This window comes from Frigoribacterium sp. VKM Ac-2530 (genome assembly GCF_015350835.1).
Taxonomy (GTDB): Bacteria; Actinomycetota; Actinomycetes; order Actinomycetales; family Microbacteriaceae; genus Frigoribacterium.
Genome location: NZ_JADKSE010000001.1, coordinates 387,315 through 405,590, shown reverse-complemented (window position 1 = coordinate 405,590; position 18,276 = coordinate 387,315). Strand labels below are relative to the sequence as shown.

Sequence of the window (18,276 nt, the reverse complement as noted above, 5' to 3'; positions counted from 1 at the left end):
TCGCCCGACAGACCGTGCTCCTGTATGCTCGGGGGGTTGCCTGCACTCGGGCGTCGACGCGCGGCTGCTGATGACGACCCGACCAAGGCGGTCCGACCTGTAGCCGGTCTCCGCCGCGGCGATCATCCCTCTTGTTAGGCCCGTCGGCGCTCACGCGCCTGGCTGGCGGAACACCTCCACCGACAAGATCTCGATAGGAACACGCATGTCCACCAAGTCCCGCACCCGGAGCAAGACGCGTCTCTCGCGTGCTCTCGGCATCGCCCTCACCCCGAAGGCCGCCCGCTACCTCGAGAAGCGTCCCTACGCTCCCGGCGAGCACGGCCGCACCAAGCGCAAGACCGACAGCGACTACGCCGTCCGTCTCCGTGAGAAGCAGCGTCTGCGTGCCCAGTACGGCATCCGCGAGGCCCAGCTCAAGATCGTCTTCAACGAGGCCCGCAAGGCCTCGGGCCTGACCGGTGAGAACCTGGTCGAGCTGCTCGAGACCCGTCTCGACGCCCTCGTCCTGCGTGCCGGCTTCGCCCGCACCACGGCGCAGGCTCGCCAGATGGTCGTGCACCGTCACATCCTCGTCGACGGCAAGCTCGTCGACCGTCCCTCGTTCCGCGTCAAGCCCGGCCAGATGATCCACGTCAAGGCCAAGAGCGAGACGACCGAGCCCTTCCAGGTCGCCGCGGCCGGCGGTCACGTCGACCTGCTGCCCAAGACCCCGGGCTACCTCGAGGTCGAGATCGACAAGCTGCAGGCCCGCCTCGTGCGTCGCCCGAAGCGCGCCGAGGTCCCCGTGACCTGCGAGGTCCAGCTGGTCGTCGAGTACTACGCAGCCCGCTAGCACCACCCGCACCGCTCCGGAGGGAGCGCTCCACGTCACGTGGGGCGCTCCCTCCGTCGTTCCCGGCGAGGCTCCTCCCTCCGCCGTTCCCGACGGACGACGGCGACGAAGTAGGCTGACGTGTCGTCTCGTGTGCTCGTCACGGGACACGTCGTGAGGAGCACCCGTGAAGAACCTGGTCCTGCTGTCCGTCGGAGTCGCGCTCGGCCTCGTCGGGGCGCACCTCCTCAACTCGACCCCGCGCGGCCGCCGGTTCTTCGGCGAGCTCGACGGCGGACTCGACCACTTCCGCGCCGCTGTGGTCGACGGGTACCGCTCCCGTGACGCCGAGCTGCGGGCCACCGACCCGATCGACGACGCCGAGCCCTCCGCAGGGCCGGCCGGCACCACCAGCGCGAGCTGACCGCGCGAGGCGCCCGGCGCCTCCTCGTCCGCAGCCCCACCGACCGACCCCTCCCTCAGGAGAACCATGCAGACCGCCGAGATCCGCCGCCGTTGGCTCGACTACTTCGGGGAGCGCGGGCACACAGTCGTCCCGTCCGCCTCGCTGGTCAGCGACGACCCGTCGCTGCTCTTCACCGTGGCCGGCATGGTGCCGTTCATCCCGTACCTGACCGGTCTCGTGCCGACCCCGTACGCGCGGGCGACGAGCGTGCAGAAGTGCATCCGCACCAACGACATCGAGGAGGTCGGCAAGACCCCCCGGCACGGCACGTTCTTCCAGATGAACGGCAACTTCTCGTTCGGCGACTACTTCAAGGAGGAGGCCATCGGCTACGCCTGGGAGCTGCTGACCTCGAGCGAGGCCGACGGCGGCCTCGCCTTCTCGCCCGACGACCTCTGGGTCACCGTCTACGAGGAGGACGACGAGGCGATCGCCCTCTGGAAGAAGGTGGCGGGCCTCCCCGACGAGCGCATCCAGCGCCTCGGCAAGGACACCAACTACTGGCACACCGGCCAGCCCGGCCCCGCGGGCCCGTGCTCCGAGATCTTCTTCGACCGCGGCCCGGCCTACGGCGCGGACGGAGGCCCCGCCACGGACGACGACCGCTACGTCGAGATCTGGAACCTCGTGTTCATGCAGTACCAGATCGAGAACGTCCGGTCGAAGGTCGACTTCGACATCGTCCGCGAGCTGCCGAACAAGAACATCGACACCGGCATGGGCCTCGAGCGGGTCGCGTTCCTCAAGCAGGGCGTCGACAACATGTACGAGATCGACCAGGTCCGTCCCGTGCTCGACGCCGCGTCCGAGCTGTCCGGGCGCCGCTACGGCGCCGTCCACGACGACGACGTGCGGATGCGCGTCATCGCCGACCACGTGCGCAGCGCCCTGATGCTCATGAGCGACGGCGTCCGGCCGTCGAACGAGGGCCGCGGGTACATCCTGCGCCGCCTGCTGCGACGCTCGGTCCGCTCGATGCGCCTCCTGGGCGTCGAGGGCACCACCTTCCCCGTCCTGTTCGCGGCCTCCCGCGACGCGATGAAGTCGGCTTACCCCGAGGTCGAGCGCGACTGGGAGAGGATCTCGGGCCTCGCCTTCGCCGAGGAGGAGACGTTCCTCCGCACCCTGGCGGCCGGCACGAGCATCCTCGACATCGCCGTCGAGGACACCAAGGACAAGGCAGGCGCCGGCACCGCGCCTCGCCTGGCCGGCGACACGGCCTTCCTGCTGCACGACACCTTCGGGTTCCCGATCGACCTCACCCTCGAGATCGCCGAGGAGAGCGGCCTCACGGTCGACCGCGAGGCGTTCGACCGGCTGATGAGCGAGCAGCGCGCCCGCGCCAAAGCCGACGCCAAGTCGCGCAAGGTGGCCCTCGCCGACCTGAGCGTCTACAGCGCCTTCCGCGCGCAGGGCGAGACCGTGTTCACCGGGTACGACGTGCTCGACACCGAGACGCGCGTGCTCGGCCTCATCGTCGACGGCGCCAGCGTCGACCGCGCCGTCGCGGGCGACATCGCCGAGGTGATCCTCGCCGAGACGTCGCTGTACGCCGAGTCGGGCGGCCAGGACGCCGACGCCGGCAGCATCGTCGGCACGGGCTTCGACCTCGAGGTCCTCGACGTCCAGAAGCCGGTGAAGGGCCTGGTCAGCCACCGCGTCCAGGTGCGCTCGGGCGAGGTCGGCGTCGGCGACGCCGCCACCAGCGTCGTCGACCCTGCCTACCGCCGCGGCGCGACGCAGGCGCACTCGGCGACGCACCTCGTGCACGCCGCGCTCCGGGAGGTGCTGGGCCCGGAGGCGCACCAGGCCGGCTCGTACAACAAGGCCGGCTACCTCCGCCTCGACTTCAACTGGAGCCAGGCGCTCAGCCCGGCCACTCGCAGCGAGGTCGAGGAGGTCGCGAACGCGGCCGTCCGCGAGGACCTCGCGGTCACCACCCGCGTGCTGCCCCTCGACGAGGCCCGCTCGATGGGAGCGATGGCCCTCTTCGGCGAGAAGTACGGCGAGACCGTGCGGATGGTCGACATCGGCGGCCCGTGGTCGCGCGAGCTCTGCGCCGGCACCCACGTCGCCACGAGCGCTCAGATCGGCCTGATCAACCTCGTCAGCGAGACCTCGGTCGGCTCGACGAACCGTCGGGTCGAGTCGCTCGTCGGCCTCGACGCCTTCCGCGACTTCGCCGCGGAACGCGCCATCGTGTCGCAGCTGACGTCGTCGCTGCGCACGCCGCGCGAGCAGCTCCCGGAGCGGATCGGCGACCTCGTGTCCAGCCTGCGCGCGGCCGAGAAGAAGATCGCCGAGTTCGAGTCGGCGCAGCTGTCGTTGCGCGTCCCGGCCCTCGTCGAGCAGGCCGCGCCGGTGGGCTCGCTCACCGTCGTCGCCGAGTCGGTCGGCACGGTCAAGAGCACCGACGAGCTGCGCTCGCTCGTCCTGTCCGTCCGTGAGCGCCTCGGCAGCGACTCGGCCTCGGTGGTGGCTCTCGCCGCCGACGTAGCGGGCAAGCCCGCCGTGATCGTCGCGACGACTGCGCCCGCCCGCTCGGCCGGCGTCAAGGCGGGCCAGCTCGCCCGCACGGCCGCCGGGATCCTCGGCGGCGGCGGCGGCGGCAAGGACGACCTGGCGCAGGGCGGCGGGTCCGACGTCACCGCGATCGGGACGGCGCTCACGGGCATCGTCGCCGCGCTGCGGTCCTGAGCGCCGCGTGAGGACGGGCGTTCGTCTCGGCGTCGACGTGGGGAAGGCCCGCATCGGCGTCGCCCGCACCGATCCGTCGGGCATGATCGCGACGCCCGTCGAGACGGTGCCACGGGCGACGTCGGGGTCGGCTGACGTCGACGCCATCCTCGGCCACGTGTCGGAGCTCGACGCCGTGGAGGTGCTGGTCGGCCTCCCGCTCTCGCTGTCGGGAGGTGACACTGCGTCCACCGGCGACGCCCGCGACTTCGCGGCCGCCATCGCGGCCCGGTGTCCCGTGCCCGTGCGCCTGGTGGACGAACGACTGTCGACGGTGAGCGCACAGACTGCACTCCGGGCGTCGGGGCGCAAGGGCAAGAGACAACGATCCGTCATCGATCAAGTCGCCGCTGTTATCATCGTCCAGCACGCGCTCGAGCTCGAGCGGTCGAGCGGTCTCCCGCCCGGTCAGCTCGTGAGCGCCCCGGTCGTCGACGACGGCGCCGGAGACCGACCCGACACCGACGAAAGACGATGACGCGTGGCCGACGATCCGAACTGGGACGACATCTTCTCCTCCCAGCCCCCCACCGAGCCGAAGGACGACGCCGGTCGTCCTCCCGCTGCCGCCCCGACCACTCGCCGGGCGACCCGCGAGCAGGAGAAGGCACCCCGACGCACTGAGCGCCGTGCCGCCCGGGACGACGAGGGCCACCGGCCCCGTCGCAGCCGCAAGGGCGGCGTGGTCCTCCTCGTCATCGCCCTCGTCGTCGTGGGCGGCGGCACCGCGGGCGTCGTCGCCGCGTGGGGCGCGGTCGCGCCCCTCGTCGCGAAGCTCGGCGGGAACGACGCGCCCGAGGACTACCCGGGCACCGGCAACGGGACCGAGGTCTCGTTCGCGATCACGAGCGGCGAGAACGGCTCCGACATCGCCACCAACCTCTTCGACAGCGGCGTGACGGCCAGCTTCGAGTCGGTCTACGCGATGCTCGTCGCCGACACCACCCTCACCTTCCAGCCCGGCACGTACACGCTGCAGCAGGAGATGAGCGCGACGTCGGCGGTCACCGCCCTGCAGGACAGCGCCAACCGGGTGACCGACAAGCTCGTGATCCCCGAGGGCACGGCCGCCGTCGACGTCTACAGCCTCATCTCGTCGGCGACCGAGATCCCCGAGGCCGACGTCCAGGCCGCGGCGGCCGACGTGGCCTCCTTCGGCCTCCCTGCCGAGGCCACGTCCCTCGAGGGCTGGCTGTTCCCCGCGACGTACGAACTCGATCCCGGGCTCGACGCGCACGGCTACCTGCAGCTCCTCGTCGACACGACGAAGAAGCGTCTCGTCGACGCCGGCGTCGCACCGGCCGACCAGCAGCACGTCATCGTCTTCGCCTCGCTGATCCAGCGCGAGGCCGGCCTCGCGGACGACTACCCCAAGGTCGCCCGGGTCTTCCAGAACCGCCTCGACGACGGCATGCTCCTGCAGTCCGACGCGACCGTCGCGTACGGCACCGGCAACACCCACCGGGTCACGACGACCGACGAGGAGCGCGGCGACGAGTCGAACCCGTACAACACGTACCAGCACCTCGGCCTGCCGGTCGGGCCCATCTCCAACCCGGGCGACCTCGCCATCAACGCGGCGATCGCGCCGGCGGACGGCACGTGGCTGTACTTCGTGACCACCAACCTCGACACCGGCGAGACGACGTTCTCGACGACGCTGGCCGAGCACGAAGCCGCCGTGAAGGTGTGGCAGGCGTGGATGCGGGAGCACCCCGAGTACCAGTGACCCCCTCGACCGACACGCACGCCGCGGGCACGGCCCCGCTCGACCGCCCGGTGGCGATGATCGGCCCGATGGGGGCGGGCAAGTCCAGCATCGGCAAGAAGCTCTCCCGGCGCCTCGGCGTGGGGTTCCTCGACACCGACCGCCTGCTCGTGCAGCGCCACGGCCCCGTGGCCGAGATCTTCGCCCGCGACGGCGAGCCGCGCTTCCGGGAGCTGGAGCGCGAGGTCGTCGCCGAGGCGCTGGCGTCGACCGGCGTGGTCTCGCTCGGAGGAGGCGCGGTGCTCGACCCGCTCACCCGGGAGCGCCTCCGCGGCGCCTCCGTGGTCCTCCTCACGGTGACGCCCGAGGCGGTGGCGGACCGGCTCGCGGGGTCGAGCCGCCCCCTGCTCGCCCAGGGCGGCATGGACGCCTGGCGGGCCATCGCGCTCGAGCGCGAGCCCGTCTACCGCAGCCTGGCCGACGTGGTCGTCGACACCTCGAGGCGGCCCGTCTCCCATGTCGTCGACGACGTGGTCGCCTGGCTCGCCGCCGCGACCGCCGCAGCCGCTGCCGGCTCACCCGACCTCCCGCACCACCGACAGGAAGACGACGCATGACCGACGAGACGACCGACGTCACCACCATCCGCGTCGAGGGCGAGGCCCCCTACGACGTCCTCGTCGGCCACGGGGTCCGCTCCCGCATCCCCGCGCTGCTCGGCCCGCAGACGAAGAAGGTCCTGATCGTGCACGCGCCGACGCTCGGGCGCAAGGCGAACGAGCTCCGCGACGCGCTGGTCGAGGTCGGTCTCGAGGCCCTCATCGCCGAGGTCCCCGACTCGGAGGACGCCAAGCGCGTCGAGGTGGCCGCCTTCTGCTGGCAGGTGCTCGGCCAGGCCGACTTCACCCGCACCGACGCGGTGATCGGCCTCGGCGGGGGAGCCGTGACCGATCTCGCGGGGTTCGTGGCCGCGACCTGGCTCCGGGGCGTGCAGCTCGTCCAGGTGCCGACGACGGTGCTCGGCATGGTGGACGCGAGCGTCGGCGGCAAGACCGGCATCAACACCGCCGAGGGCAAGAACCTCGTGGGCGCCTTCTGGGCCCCGACGGCCGTGGTGGCCGACCTCGACATGCTCGACACGCTGAGCCGCAACGAGATCCTCGCGGGCTTCGCCGAGGTCGTGAAGGTCGGCTTCATCGCCGAGCCCGAGATCCTCGACATCGTCGAGGCCGACGTCGACCGTGCCGTCGACCCGACGACCCCCGAGTTCCGGCGGGTCGTCGAGCTGTCGATCGCCCTCAAGGCACGGGTCGTCGGCCAGGACTTCACCGAGCAGGGCCTCCGCGAGATCCTCAACTACGGGCACACGCTCGGCCACGCCGTCGAGCACGCCGAGCGCTACCAGTGGCGGCACGGGGCCGCGGTGTCGGTCGGGATGGTCTTCGCCGCCGAGCTCGGCCGGCTGACCGGGCGGCTGTCGGACGACGCCGTCGATCGCCACCGGCGCATCCTCGAGTCGCTGACCCTGCCGACGAGCTACCCGCTCGGCCGCTGGAACACGCTGCTCGCCACGATGCAGCGCGACAAGAAGGCCCGTGCGGGCATGCTCCGGTTCATCGTCCTCGACGACATCGGCAAGCCGACGGTCGTCACCGGCCCCGACGCGAGCCTGCTCTTCGCGGCGTACCAGGAGATCGGCTCCTGAGGGCTCTCGGCCCGTCCGCTACACTCGAACCCGGCCAGATCCGGCCCCACCCACCTCACTCCCGATCGGACCTCGCACGCATGGCGACCACCAACGACATCAAGAACGGCGCCGTCCTCGACCTGGACGGCCAGCTCTGGAACGTGATCGAGTTCCAGCACGTGAAGCCGGGCAAGGGCGGCGCCTTCGTCCGCACCAAGATGAAGAACGTGCGCTCGGGCAAGGTCGTCGACAAGACCTTCAACGCCGGCACCAAGATCGAGTTCGCCAACGTCGACCGTCGCGAGTACACGTACCTCTACGCCGAGGCCGACGGCTACGTCTTCATGGACACCACGGACTACGACCAGATCAACGTGCCCGCCACCATCGTCGGCGACGCGAAGAACTTCATGCTCGAGAACCAGAACGTCCAGATGGCGCTGCACGACGGCAACCCGCTCTACATCGAGCTGCCCGCCTCCGTCGTCCTCGAGGTCACCTACACCGAGCCCGGCCTGCAGGGCGACCGCTCCACCGGTGGCACGAAGGCGGCCACCGTCGAGACCGGCTACGAGATCCAGGTCCCGCTGTTCCTCGAGACCGGCACCAAGGTCAAGGTCGACACGCGCGACGGCGGCTACCTCGGCCGCGTCAACGAGTAGTCGGCGGCCACCCGCACAGTGAGCGCACGCACCAAGGCGCGCAAGCGCGCCCTCGACGTCCTGTACGTCGCCGACATCCGCCAGATCAGCATGACCGACGCCCTGGCCGCCGAGACGGCGCGGGCCCGTCAGGAGCCCGAGCGGAACTCCAGCTGGGGCTACGCCCGCGACCTCGTCCAGGGCGTCATCGACCACCAGGCCGAGATCGACGAGCTGATCGAGACGTACGCCCAGGGCTGGACGATGGCCCGCATGCCGACGCTCGACCGGGGCATCCTCCGGATCGGCGTCTTCGAGCTGCTGCACAACGACGAGGTCCCCGACCACGTCGCGATCAGCGAGGCGGTCGAGCTGGCCCAGTCGCTCAGCACCGACGACTCGGCTCCCTTCGTGAACGGGCTGCTCGGGCGCATCGCCACGAGCAGCTAGGCTCGGTGCCGGCGACGGGCACCCTCGACGGGGCGACCGAGCCGGCACCACCACCACCGACGTCCTTTAAGTTCCGTCCCGAGAGGCGGGGAAGGAGGTCCGATTGAGCACACGCACCGTGCTGAGTCAGGCTGACATCACGCGCGCCCTGACGCGCATCTCCCACGAGGTCCTCGAGTCGAACCGGGGCCCCGACGGCCTCGTCGTCCTGGGCATCCCCACGCGAGGCGTCGTCCTCGCCGAGCGGATCGGTGCCCAGCTCTCGTCGATCTCCGGCGTCGCCGTCCCGACCGGCTCCGTCGACGTGACCATGTACCGCGACGACCTGCGCCGCAACCCGACGCGGGCCAGCCAGCCCACCCGTCTGCCCGACGGCGGCATCGACGGCGCGACCGTGGTGCTCGTCGACGACGTGCTCTACTCGGGCCGGACCATCCGCGCCGCCCTCGACGCCCTCAGCGCGCTGGGACGCCCCCGGGCCGTCCGCCTCGCCGTGCTCGTGGACCGGGGCCACCGCGAGCTCCCGATCCGCGCCGACTTCGTGGGCAAGAACCTGCCCACGTCGGCGTCCGAGCGCATCTTCGTCCGGCTGCACGGCGTCGACGACGACGAGCTCGTCGCCATCGAGGGCGGTGCCGACTCGTGAAGCACCTCCTCAGCACCGCCGACCTCGGTCGCGACGACGCCCTGCGGATCCTCGACGTCGCGGAGGACATGGCCGACGTCTCGACCCGTCAGGTCAAGAAGCTGCCGACCCTGCGCGGCACGACCGTCGTGAACCTCTTCTACGAGGACAGCACCCGCACCCGCATCTCGTTCGAGGCGGCGGCCAAGCGCCTCAGCGCCGACGTGATCAACTTCGCCGCGAAGGGATCGAGCGTCTCGAAGGGCGAGTCCCTCAAGGACACGGCCCAGACGCTGGCCGCGATGGGCGCCGACGGCATCGTCATCCGGCACCCGGCGTCCGGGGCTCCCCGTGTACTCGCGGACAGCGGCTGGGTCGACGCCGGGATCGTCAACGCGGGCGACGGCACGCACGAGCACCCGACGCAGGCCCTGCTCGACGCCTTCACGATGCGTCGTCGGGTCCACGGCGACGCGAGCCGCGGCCGCGACCTCGACGGCCTGGAGGTGCTGATCGTCGGCGACATCCTGCATTCGCGGGTCGCGCGGTCCAACGCGTGGCTGCTGCGGACCCTGGGGGCCCACGTGACCGTGGTGGCGCCTCCCACGCTCCTTCCGGTCGACGTGAGCCGCCTGGGCGTCGACGTGCACTACGACCTCGACGAGGCGATCGCCCGGGTGCAGCCCGACGTGGTCATGATGCTGCGCATCCAGCAGGAGCGCATGGCCGAGGCGTTCTTCCCCAACGCCCGCGAGTACGCCCGTTCCTGGGGCCTCGGGGCGGCGCGCTTCCGGTCCCTGCCGCCCGCGGCGCTCGTCATGCACCCCGGCCCGATGAACCGCGGCCTCGAGATCGGCGACGACGCCGCCGACTCGCCCCGCTCGACCGTGCGCGAGCAGGTCGGCAACGGCGTGGCCGTCCGGATGGCCGTGCTCTACCTCACACTCGCCGGCGACCGGGAGGACTCCCTGTGACCACCACCCACCTGATCCGCGCCGTCGAGACCGTCGACGGCACCCGCACCGACGTCCTCGTCCGCGACGGGGTCGTCGTCGAGCTCGGCTCCGGCCTCAGCGCCGCCGGCGCCGAGGTGATCGACGCCGACGGCCTGCTCGCGCTGCCCGGCCTCGTCGACCTGCACACGCACCTCCGCGAGCCGGGCGGCGAGGGAGCCGAGACCGTCCTCACCGGGTCCCGCGCGGCTGCCGCCGGCGGGTTCACCGCGGTCAACGCCATGGCCAACTCGTCGCCGGTCGCCGACACCGCGGGCGTCGTCGAGCAGGTCCAGGCCCTCGGCGAGCGAGCCGGCTACGTCACGGTCCGGCCGATCGGCGCCGTCACCCAGGGCCTCGAGGGTCGCCGGCTCTCCGAGATCGGCGCCATGGCACGGTCCCGCGCGGCCGTCCGCGTGTTCTCCGACGACGGCCACTGCGTCTCCGACCCCCTGCTGATGCGCCGTGCGCTCGAGTACGTCAAGGGCTTCGGGGGAGTCGTGGCCCAGCACGCGCAGGAGCCGCGCCTCACCGAGGGGGCCCAGATGAACGAGGGTGCCCTCTCGGCCGAGCTCGGCCTCGGCGGCTGGCCCGCCGTCGCCGAGGAGTCGATCATCGCCCGCGACGTCCTGCTCGCCGACCACGTCGGCGCCCGCCTGCACGTCTGCCACGTCTCGACGGCGGGCAGCGTCGAGGTCGTCCGCTGGGCCAAGGCACGGGGCATCGACGTGACCGCCGAGGTCACGCCGCACCACCTCCTCCTCACCGAGGACCTGGTCTCGAGCTACGACTCGCGCTACAAGGTCAACCCGCCGCTCCGCCGGGCGGAGGACGTGGAGGCGCTCCGCGCGGCCCTCGCCGACGGCACGGTCGACATCGTCGCCACCGACCACGCCCCGCACACCTCGGAGGCGAAGCACTGCGAGTGGGACGCCGCCGCGAACGGCATGGTCGGCCTCGAGAGCGCCCTCTCCGTCGTGCACCGGACGATGGTCGAGACGGGCCTGATCGGCTGGGCGGACGTGGCCCGCGTGCTGTCGGTCGCCCCGGCGCGCATCGGGCAGGTCGAGGGGCACGGACGACCGCTGGCCGTCGGGGAGCCCGCCGAGCTGACCCTCTACGATCGAGGGGTGAGCAGGACCTTCGGCACCGAGCACCTCGCGGGCCGCAGCCGCAACTCGCCCTTCCTCGGGCACACGTTGCCCGGGCAGGTCGTCTCGACCCTGCACCAGGGCTACGCCACCGTCCGTGACGGCCTCGTCGTGGACGAGCGCGAGATCGCCGACCGAGCCGCCCGCGTGGCCGCGGCGGCTGTGCTGGCCGCCCCCGAGCCCGCGGGTGCCCCGTGAACCGCTGGGTGATCGGTGCGGGCATCCTCGTCCTGCTCGTCTTCGTCGTCCTCCTCATGGTCCGCTCCTGGCGCGCCCGAGGTCGGCGGCAGGCGGACATCGCCCTCCCCGAGACGGCCCCCGACTCCCTGTCGCCGGCCCTCGTCGAGCACGACGGCTTCTACGTCGCGACGACCCGGGCGGGCGACCCGCTCGACCGGATCGTGGTCGGCGGGCTCGGTTTCCGGGGCCGGGCCGTCATCTCGGTGCACCGGGAGGGCGTGCGCCTCGAGATCGCGGGCGAGCCCGCGAAGCTGATCCGCGCCTCCTCGATCCGCGACGTCGGCCGAGCCACCTGGACCATCGACCGCGTGGTCGAGACCGACGGGCTCGTGCTCGTCGCCTGGAGCCTCGGCGACACCGACGTCGACACCTACCTGCGCGTCACGGACGACCCCCGCCCGCTCGTCGACGCCGTCCGCACCATCACGACCTCGGCCCCCACGGCCGGCACCACCACAGGAGAGCAGACCATTGACTGACGCGTCCACCACCACCCGGGCCGTCCTGGTGCTCGAAGACGGGACCCGCTACGCCGGCCGCGCCTACGGCGCCGTCGGGCGGACGCTCGGGGAGACCGTCTTCGCCACCGGCATGACCGGCTACCAGGAGACCCTCACCGACCCGTCCTACGCGGGTCAGATCGTCGTCATGACGGCCCCGCACATCGGCAACACCGGCGTCAACGACGAAGACCCCGAGTCGCGTCGCATCTGGGTCTCGGGCTTCGTCGTCCGCGACGCCAGCCGCGTCGTCTCGAACCACCGAGCCCAGGGCAGCCTCGACGACCAGCTCGTCGCCGACGGCGTCGTGGGCATCCGCGGCATCGACACCCGCGCGCTGACCCGTCGACTCCGCGACGTCGGCTCGATGCGGGGCGGCGTGTTCAGCGGGGCCGACGCCGAGCTCGGCGACGACGAGCAGCTCGCCCTCGTGCGAGGCTCGGCCGACATGCGCGGCCTCAGCCTCTCGAGCCAGGTCTCGACCGTCGAGCCCTACGTGCTCGAGGCCGAGGGCGAGCTCGTCGGCTCGGTCGCGGTGCTCGACCTGGGGGTCAAGACGTCGACGCTGCGCTACCTCGCGCAGCGCGGCTTCCGCGTGCACGTCCTCCCGCAGGACACGACGCCCGAGCAGCTCCGCGCCCTCGCGCCCGACGCCCTCTTCTTCTCGAACGGCCCCGGCGACCCCGCGGCCAGCGACGCCCAGGTCGAGCTGCTGCGCGGCGCCCTCCGCGACGGCCTGCCCTACTTCGGCATCTGCTTCGGCAACCAACTGTTCGGCCGGGCGCTCGGCTTCGACACGTACAAGCTGCCCTTCGGCCACCGCGGCATCAACCAGCCGGTGCTCGACAAGACGACCGGCAAGGTCGAGATCACGAGCCAGAACCACGGCTTCGCGGTCGACGCGCCCGTCGAGGGCGTGCTCGACTCGCCCGCCGGCTTCGGCCGCGTCGAGGTCAGCCACTTCAGCCTCAACGACAACGTCGTCGAGGGCCTCCGCGCCCTCGACATCCCGGCCTTCTCCGTGCAGTACCACCCCGAGGCGGCGGCCGGGCCCCACGACAGCAACCACCTCTTCGACCGCTTCCGCGAGGCGGTCGTGGCACGCAAGTCCGGCCAGCCCGTCGACTTCGGCTCCGACCTCGAAAGCAGCAACTGATGCCCAAGCGCGCAGACATCAACTCGGTCCTCGTCATCGGCTCCGGGCCGATCGTCATCGGCCAGGCGGCCGAGTTCGACTACTCGGGCACCCAGGCGTGCCGCGTCCTCCGCGAGGAGGGCGTGCGCGTCATCCTCGTGAACCCGAACCCGGCCACGATCATGACCGACCCCGACTTCGCCGACGCCACCTACGTCGAGCCCATCACGTCCGAGGTCCTCGAGGCGATCATCGTCAAGGAGAGGCCCGACGCCATCCTGCCGACCCTCGGCGGCCAGACGGCGCTCAACGCCGCCATCGCGCTCGACGAGGAGGGCATCCTCGCCAAGCACGGCGTCGAGCTGATCGGCGCCAAGGTCGAGGCGATCCAGAAGGGCGAGGACCGACAGCTCTTCAAGGAGCTGGTGCTCGAGTCGGGCGCCGACGTCGCGAAGTCCTACATCGCGCACACCGTCGAGGAGGCGGTCGACTTCGCCGAGGACCTCGGCTACCCGCTCGTCATCCGTCCGTCGTTCACGATGGGCGGCCTCGGCTCGGGCTTCGCGTACACCCGCGACGAGCTCGTCCGCATGGTGACCGACGGCCTGCACCAGAGCCCCACCACCGAGGTCCTGCTCGAGGAGAGCATCCTCGGCTGGAAGGAGTACGAGCTCGAGATGATGCGCGACACGGCCGACAACACGGTCGTCGTCTGCTCGATCGAGAACGTCGACCCGGTCGGCGTGCACACGGGCGACTCGATCACGGTCGCGCCCGCGCTCACCCTGACCGACCGCGAGTACCAGAACCTCCGCGACATCTCGATCGACATCATCCGTCGGGTGGGCGTCGACACCGGAGGCTGCAACATCCAGTTCGCGATCGACCCGGCCGACGGCCGCGTCATCGTCATCGAGATGAACCCGCGCGTCTCGCGCTCCAGCGCGCTGGCGTCGAAGGCGACGGGCTTCCCCATCGCCAAGATCGCCGCGAAGCTGGCCCTCGGGTACCGCCTCGACGAGATCCCGAACGACATCACCAAGGTGACGCCCGCCTCCTTCGAGCCCACCCTGGACTACGTGGTCGTCAAGGTGCCGCGGTTCGCCTTCGAGAAGTTCCCCGCGGCCGACACGACGCTCAGCACGACGATGAAGAGCGTCGGCGAGGCCATGGCCATCGGCCGCAACTTCGCCCAGGCGCTGCAGAAGTCGCTGCGCTCGCTCGAGAAGCGCGGGTCCAGCTTCCACTGGGAGGGCGAGCCCGGCGACCGGGAGGCGCTGCTCACGCTGGCGCACACGCCCACCGACGGCCGCATCGTCACCGTCCAGCAGGCCCTCCGCGCCGGCGCCACGGCCGAGCAGGTCTTCGACTCGACCGCGATCGACCCCTGGTTCATCGACCAGGTCGTCCTGATCAACGAGGTCGCGGACGAGATCGCCGCCGCGCCCGAGCTCGACGCCGACCTGTTCGCACATGCCAAGGACCACGGCTTCAGCGACGTGCAGATCGGCCAGCTGCGCGGGCTCGGCGAGCAGGAGGTGCGCGAGCTGCGCTGGTCGCTCGGCGTCCGCCCCGTGTTCAAGACCGTCGACACCTGCGCGGGCGAGTTCCCCGCGCTCACCCCGTACCACTACTCGAGCTACGACCTCGAGACCGAGGTCGCGCCGAGCGACCGCCGCAAGGTGATCATCCTCGGCTCGGGCCCGAACCGGATCGGCCAGGGGGTCGAGTTCGACTACTCGTGCGTGCACGCCAGCTTCGCCCTGAGCGACGCGGGCTACGAGACGATCATGGTCAACTGCAACCCCGAGACGGTCTCGACCGACTACGACACGAGCGACCGGCTCTACTTCGAGCCGCTCACCCTCGAGGACGTCCTCGAGGTCGTGCACGCCGAGTCCGTCAGCGGTGAGCTCGTCGGCGTCGTCGTGCAGCTCGGCGGCCAGACCGCCCTGGGCCTGTCCAAGGGCCTCGAGGCGGCGGGCGTCCCCATCCTCGGCACCTCGCCCGACGCCATCGACTCCGCTGAAGAGAGGGGTCTGTTCTCCGCGATCCTGGACGAGGCCGGCCTGCTGGCCCCCCGCAACGGCACCGCGACCGACTACGAGACCGCCGTCGCCGTCGCGGAGGAGATCGGCTACCCCGTGCTCGTCCGCCCCTCGTACGTGCTCGGCGGCCGCGGCATGGAGATCGTCTACGACAGCCCCTCCCTCGCCGACTACTTCGTCCGCGTGAGCGACCAGGCGATCATCGGCCCGGACGCGCCCCTGCTCGTCGACCGGTTCCTGGACGACGCCGTGGAGATCGACGTCGACGCCCTCTACGACGGCACCGAGCTCTACGTCGGCGGCGTCATGGAGCACATCGAGGAGGCGGGCATCCACTCGGGCGACTCGAGCTGCACCCTGCCGCCGGTGACGCTCGGCAAGGGCGAGATCGACCGCGTCCGCGAGGCCACGCTCGCCATCGCCGAGGGCATCGGAGTCCGCGGCCTGCTCAACGTCCAGTTCGCGATCGCGGCCGGCGTCCTCTACGTGATCGAGGCGAACCCCCGGGCGAGCCGCACGGTGCCGTTCGTCTCGAAGGCGCTCGGCATCCCGCTCGCCAAGGCGGCGTCGCTCGTCATGGTCGGCCAGAGCATCCGCGAGCTCGTCGAGAGCGGGCTGCTGCCCGCCCAGGACGGCTCGGACGTGCCGCTCGACTCCCCGATCTCGGTCAAGGAGGCGGTGCTCCCGTTCAAGCGCTTCCGCACGAAGGAGGGCCAGGTCGTCGACAGCGTCCTCAGCCCCGAGATGCGCTCGACCGGCGAGGTGATGGGCATCGACCGGGACTTCCCCCGTGCCTTCGCGAAGAGCCAGACGGCGGCGTACGGCGGGCTGCCCACGACGGGCACCGTCTTCGTCAGCGTCGCCGACCGCGACAAGCGCGCCATCGTGCTGCCGGTGTTGCGCCTCCAGCAGCTCGGCTTCCGCGTGCTCGCGACCGAGGGCACCGCGACCGTGCTCATCCGCAACGGGATCGCGGCCGAGATCGTCGGCAAGTTCAGCGCCGGCGGCGAGAGCGTCGTCGACCTGATCAACCGCGACGAGGTCGACATCGTGATCAACACGCCGAGCGGCTCGAGCGCCCGCGCGGACGGCTACGAGATCCGCGCGGCCACCGTCGCGGCCGACAAGGCCCTCTTCACGACCATCGCGCAGCTCGGCGCGGCGGTGGCCTCGATCGAGGCCATCCACACGCCGTTCGAGGTCACGAGCCTGCAGGACTACGGTCTGGCGCGGGCGGCACGGCGGTGACGGGCGCCTCCGTCGCCGCTGCGGTCCCGGCCGGCGGGGCGGGCGCCTCCTTCGGCTCTCGCCTCGCCGACGTCCTCGAGACGTCCGGCGGCCTCTGCGTCGGCATCGACCCGCACGCCTGGCTGCTCGACGCGTGGGGGCTGCCGACCAGCGCGGCCGGCGTGCGCGAGCTCGGCCTGCGCGCGGTCGAGGCGACCGCCGGGTCGGCCGGGGTCGTGAAGCCCCAGGTCGCCTTCTTCGAGCGCTGGGGCTCCGCCGGCTTCGCCGCGCTCGAGGACGTCCTGGCAGCCGCCAGGGACGCCGGGCTGATCGTGATCGGCGACGCCAAGCGCGGCGACGTCGGCAGCACGATGGACGGCTACGCCGAGGCCTGGTTCGCGCCCGACTCGCCCCTCAGGGTCGACGCCCTGACGGTGTCCCCGTACCTCGGCTTCGACTCGCTCCGCAGCACGATCGACCGGGCCCGTCAGGTCGGCGCAGGCGTCTTCGTCCTCGCGGCGACCTCCAACCCGGAGGCGCGGGCCGGGCAGACCGCGCGCGTCGCCGGCCCCGGCGGCACGTCACGGACCCTGGCGGCAGGTATCGTCGACCAAGTGCGAGACGACGACCAGGCAGCGGGGGAGACCCGACTCGGCTCCGTGGGCCTCGTGCTCGGGGCGACCGTCGACCTCGCGTCGTACGGCATCGACACGGCGGCGCTGACCGGCGTTCCCGTCCTCGCCCCCGGCTTCGGCCACCAGGGGGCTCGCGTCTCCGACCTGACGGCCCTCTACGGCGCGGCGGCACGCACCGTCCTCGTCTCGACCTCCCGGGGCGTCCTCGCGGCCGGCCCCGACGGGATGGCCGCTGCCGTCCGCGACGCCGCGGAGGAGGTGCGCTCGTGCCTCGGATGACCCCGCCGCCGGTCGACCGCGCCGCCGCCGCCAGGGCCGCGGTCGCCGCCCGTCGTGCCCGCGCCGCCGTCAAGGCCTCCGTCGCCGAGCGACGGCGCACCGCGCTCGACGTCGCGGAGGCTGCCTGGGCCGGCGAGCCGACGGCGCCCGAGGCGACGCTGCGCGTCCGTGAGCTCCTCACGAGCATCCCCGGCATCGGGCCCACCCGGGTCGCCCGCATCATGACTGACCTCGGCATCGCCGAGTCGAAGCGCGTCGGCGGCCTCGGCGTCCGGCAGCGTCGCATCCTCGGCGACTGGCTCGCCGTCCGCGAGGCCAGGGGGCGCGTGCGATCGCGACTCGTCGTCCTCGCCGGGCCCACGGCCGTCGGCAAGGGCACGGTGTCGACCCACATCCGCGAGAACTACCCCGACGTGCACCTCTCCATCTCCGCGACCACCCGGGCCCCGCGTCCCGGCGAGGTCGACGGCGTGCACTACTACTTCGTCGACGACGCCGAGTTCGACCGCATGATCCGCGAGCGCGAGCTGCTCGAGTGGGCCACCGTGCACAACTCGTACCGCTACGGCACGCCGCGGCCCCCGATCGACGCCGCGCTGCAGGCCGGGCGGAGCGTCCTGCTCGAGATCGACCTCCAGGGCGCGCGCCTCGTCCGCACGGCCATGCCCGAGGCCGTCCTCGTCTTCCTCCTGCCGCCCACGTGGGACGAACTCGTCCGCCGGCTGATCGGCCGGGGCACGGAGGACGCGGCCGAGCAGCAGCGCCGACTCGAGACCGCGAAGGTCGAGCTGGCGGCCCAGGACGAGTTCGACGTGAAGGTCGTGAACCACGACGTGCCCGAAGCGGCCCGCGAGGTCGTAGAATTGATGACTGCGCCCGAGGACGCACGCCCACGGGCGTGACTCGCGCCCCGATCTCTGCACCTGCCGGTGCCTGACAGAA

The 18,276-nt window shown here is 71.9% G+C and carries 17 protein-coding genes; all 17 read left to right on the top strand.

All coding sequences use genetic code 11. From position 1 onward, the window contains the following. The first annotated feature begins 205 nt into the window (after positions 1-205). The 17 genes from rpsD to gmk all read left to right on the top strand — a co-directional run bounded on the left by rpsD (position 206) and on the right by gmk (position 18,236). A complete protein-coding gene (rpsD, locus tag ITJ48_RS01855) occupies positions 206-835 on the top strand; it encodes a 30S ribosomal protein S4 (RefSeq protein WP_146900693.1) in 630 nt (209 codons plus the stop codon). A 166-nt stretch (positions 836-1,001) separates the two neighbouring features. Continuing rightward, positions 1,002-1,238: a hypothetical protein gene (locus ITJ48_RS01850; protein WP_194612178.1), complete on the top strand. Its 237-nt coding sequence runs from the start codon at positions 1,002-1,004 to the stop codon at positions 1,236-1,238. A gap of 66 nt (positions 1,239-1,304) precedes the next feature. Further along, positions 1,305-3,977: an alanine--tRNA ligase gene (alaS, locus tag ITJ48_RS01845; RefSeq protein ID WP_194612177.1), complete on the top strand. Its 2,673-nt coding sequence runs from the start codon at positions 1,305-1,307 to the stop codon at positions 3,975-3,977. Positions 3,978-3,984: 7 nt separating this feature from the next. Continuing rightward, complete coding sequence (gene ruvX, locus ITJ48_RS01840) at positions 3,985-4,494, top strand: Holliday junction resolvase RuvX (protein WP_194612176.1); 510 nt, start codon at positions 3,985-3,987, stop codon at positions 4,492-4,494. Positions 4,495-4,497: 3 nt separating this feature from the next. Next, complete coding sequence (gene mltG / locus ITJ48_RS01835) at positions 4,498-5,745, top strand: endolytic transglycosylase MltG (RefSeq protein WP_194612175.1); 1,248 nt, start codon at positions 4,498-4,500, stop codon at positions 5,743-5,745. Then, positions 5,742-6,341, top strand: a complete 600-nt coding sequence (locus tag ITJ48_RS01830; protein ID WP_370544731.1) for a shikimate kinase — start codon at positions 5,742-5,744, stop codon at positions 6,339-6,341. The genes mltG and ITJ48_RS01830 overlap by 4 nt, the downstream gene beginning before the upstream one ends. Continuing rightward, the gene (gene aroB / locus ITJ48_RS01825; RefSeq protein WP_194612174.1) at positions 6,338-7,429 is read left to right on the top strand and encodes a 3-dehydroquinate synthase; all 1,092 of its coding nucleotides are present in this window, start codon (positions 6,338-6,340) and stop codon (positions 7,427-7,429) included. Before ITJ48_RS01830 ends, aroB begins: the two co-directional genes overlap by 4 nt. An 80-nt stretch (positions 7,430-7,509) precedes the next feature. Then, positions 7,510-8,073, top strand: coding sequence for an elongation factor P (gene efp / locus ITJ48_RS01820; RefSeq protein WP_123545904.1), 564 nt, complete (start codon positions 7,510-7,512; stop codon positions 8,071-8,073). 18 nt (positions 8,074-8,091) lie between these two features. Next, positions 8,092-8,502, top strand: coding sequence for a transcription antitermination factor NusB (gene nusB / locus ITJ48_RS01815; RefSeq protein WP_194612173.1), 411 nt, complete (start codon positions 8,092-8,094; stop codon positions 8,500-8,502). 103 nt (positions 8,503-8,605) lie between these two features. After that, positions 8,606-9,148 (top strand): bifunctional pyr operon transcriptional regulator/uracil phosphoribosyltransferase PyrR, encoded by a 543-nt coding sequence (gene pyrR, locus ITJ48_RS01810; protein ID WP_194612172.1) that lies wholly within the window; start codon positions 8,606-8,608, stop codon positions 9,146-9,148. Next, a complete protein-coding gene (locus tag ITJ48_RS01805; protein ID WP_123545898.1) occupies positions 9,145-10,101 on the top strand; it encodes an aspartate carbamoyltransferase catalytic subunit in 957 nt (318 codons plus the stop codon). The genes pyrR and ITJ48_RS01805 overlap by 4 nt, the downstream gene beginning before the upstream one ends. Beyond that, on the top strand, positions 10,098-11,468 hold the full coding sequence (locus tag ITJ48_RS01800; RefSeq protein WP_194612171.1) for a dihydroorotase: 1,371 nt from the start codon (positions 10,098-10,100) through the stop codon (positions 11,466-11,468). The genes ITJ48_RS01805 and ITJ48_RS01800 overlap by 4 nt, the downstream gene beginning before the upstream one ends. After that, entirely contained in the window at positions 11,465-11,989 is a 525-nt protein-coding gene (locus tag ITJ48_RS01795) for a hypothetical protein (protein ID WP_194612170.1), read from the top strand. Before ITJ48_RS01800 ends, ITJ48_RS01795 begins: the two co-directional genes overlap by 4 nt. Continuing rightward, a complete protein-coding gene (gene carA, locus ITJ48_RS01790) occupies positions 11,982-13,166 on the top strand; it encodes a glutamine-hydrolyzing carbamoyl-phosphate synthase small subunit (protein ID WP_194612169.1) in 1,185 nt (394 codons plus the stop codon). The genes ITJ48_RS01795 and carA overlap by 8 nt, the downstream gene beginning before the upstream one ends. Beyond that, a complete protein-coding gene (gene carB, locus ITJ48_RS01785) occupies positions 13,166-16,441 on the top strand; it encodes a carbamoyl-phosphate synthase large subunit (protein ID WP_194612168.1) in 3,276 nt (1,091 codons plus the stop codon). Before carA ends, carB begins: the two co-directional genes overlap by 1 nt. Further along, complete coding sequence (gene pyrF / locus ITJ48_RS01780) at positions 16,438-17,334, top strand: orotidine-5'-phosphate decarboxylase (protein ID WP_194612167.1); 897 nt, start codon at positions 16,438-16,440, stop codon at positions 17,332-17,334. Before carB ends, pyrF begins: the two co-directional genes overlap by 4 nt. Next, a complete protein-coding gene (gene gmk / locus ITJ48_RS01775) occupies positions 17,331-18,236 on the top strand; it encodes a guanylate kinase (RefSeq protein WP_123545888.1) in 906 nt (301 codons plus the stop codon). The genes pyrF and gmk overlap by 4 nt, the downstream gene beginning before the upstream one ends. Positions 18,237-18,276: the final 40 nt, after the last annotated feature.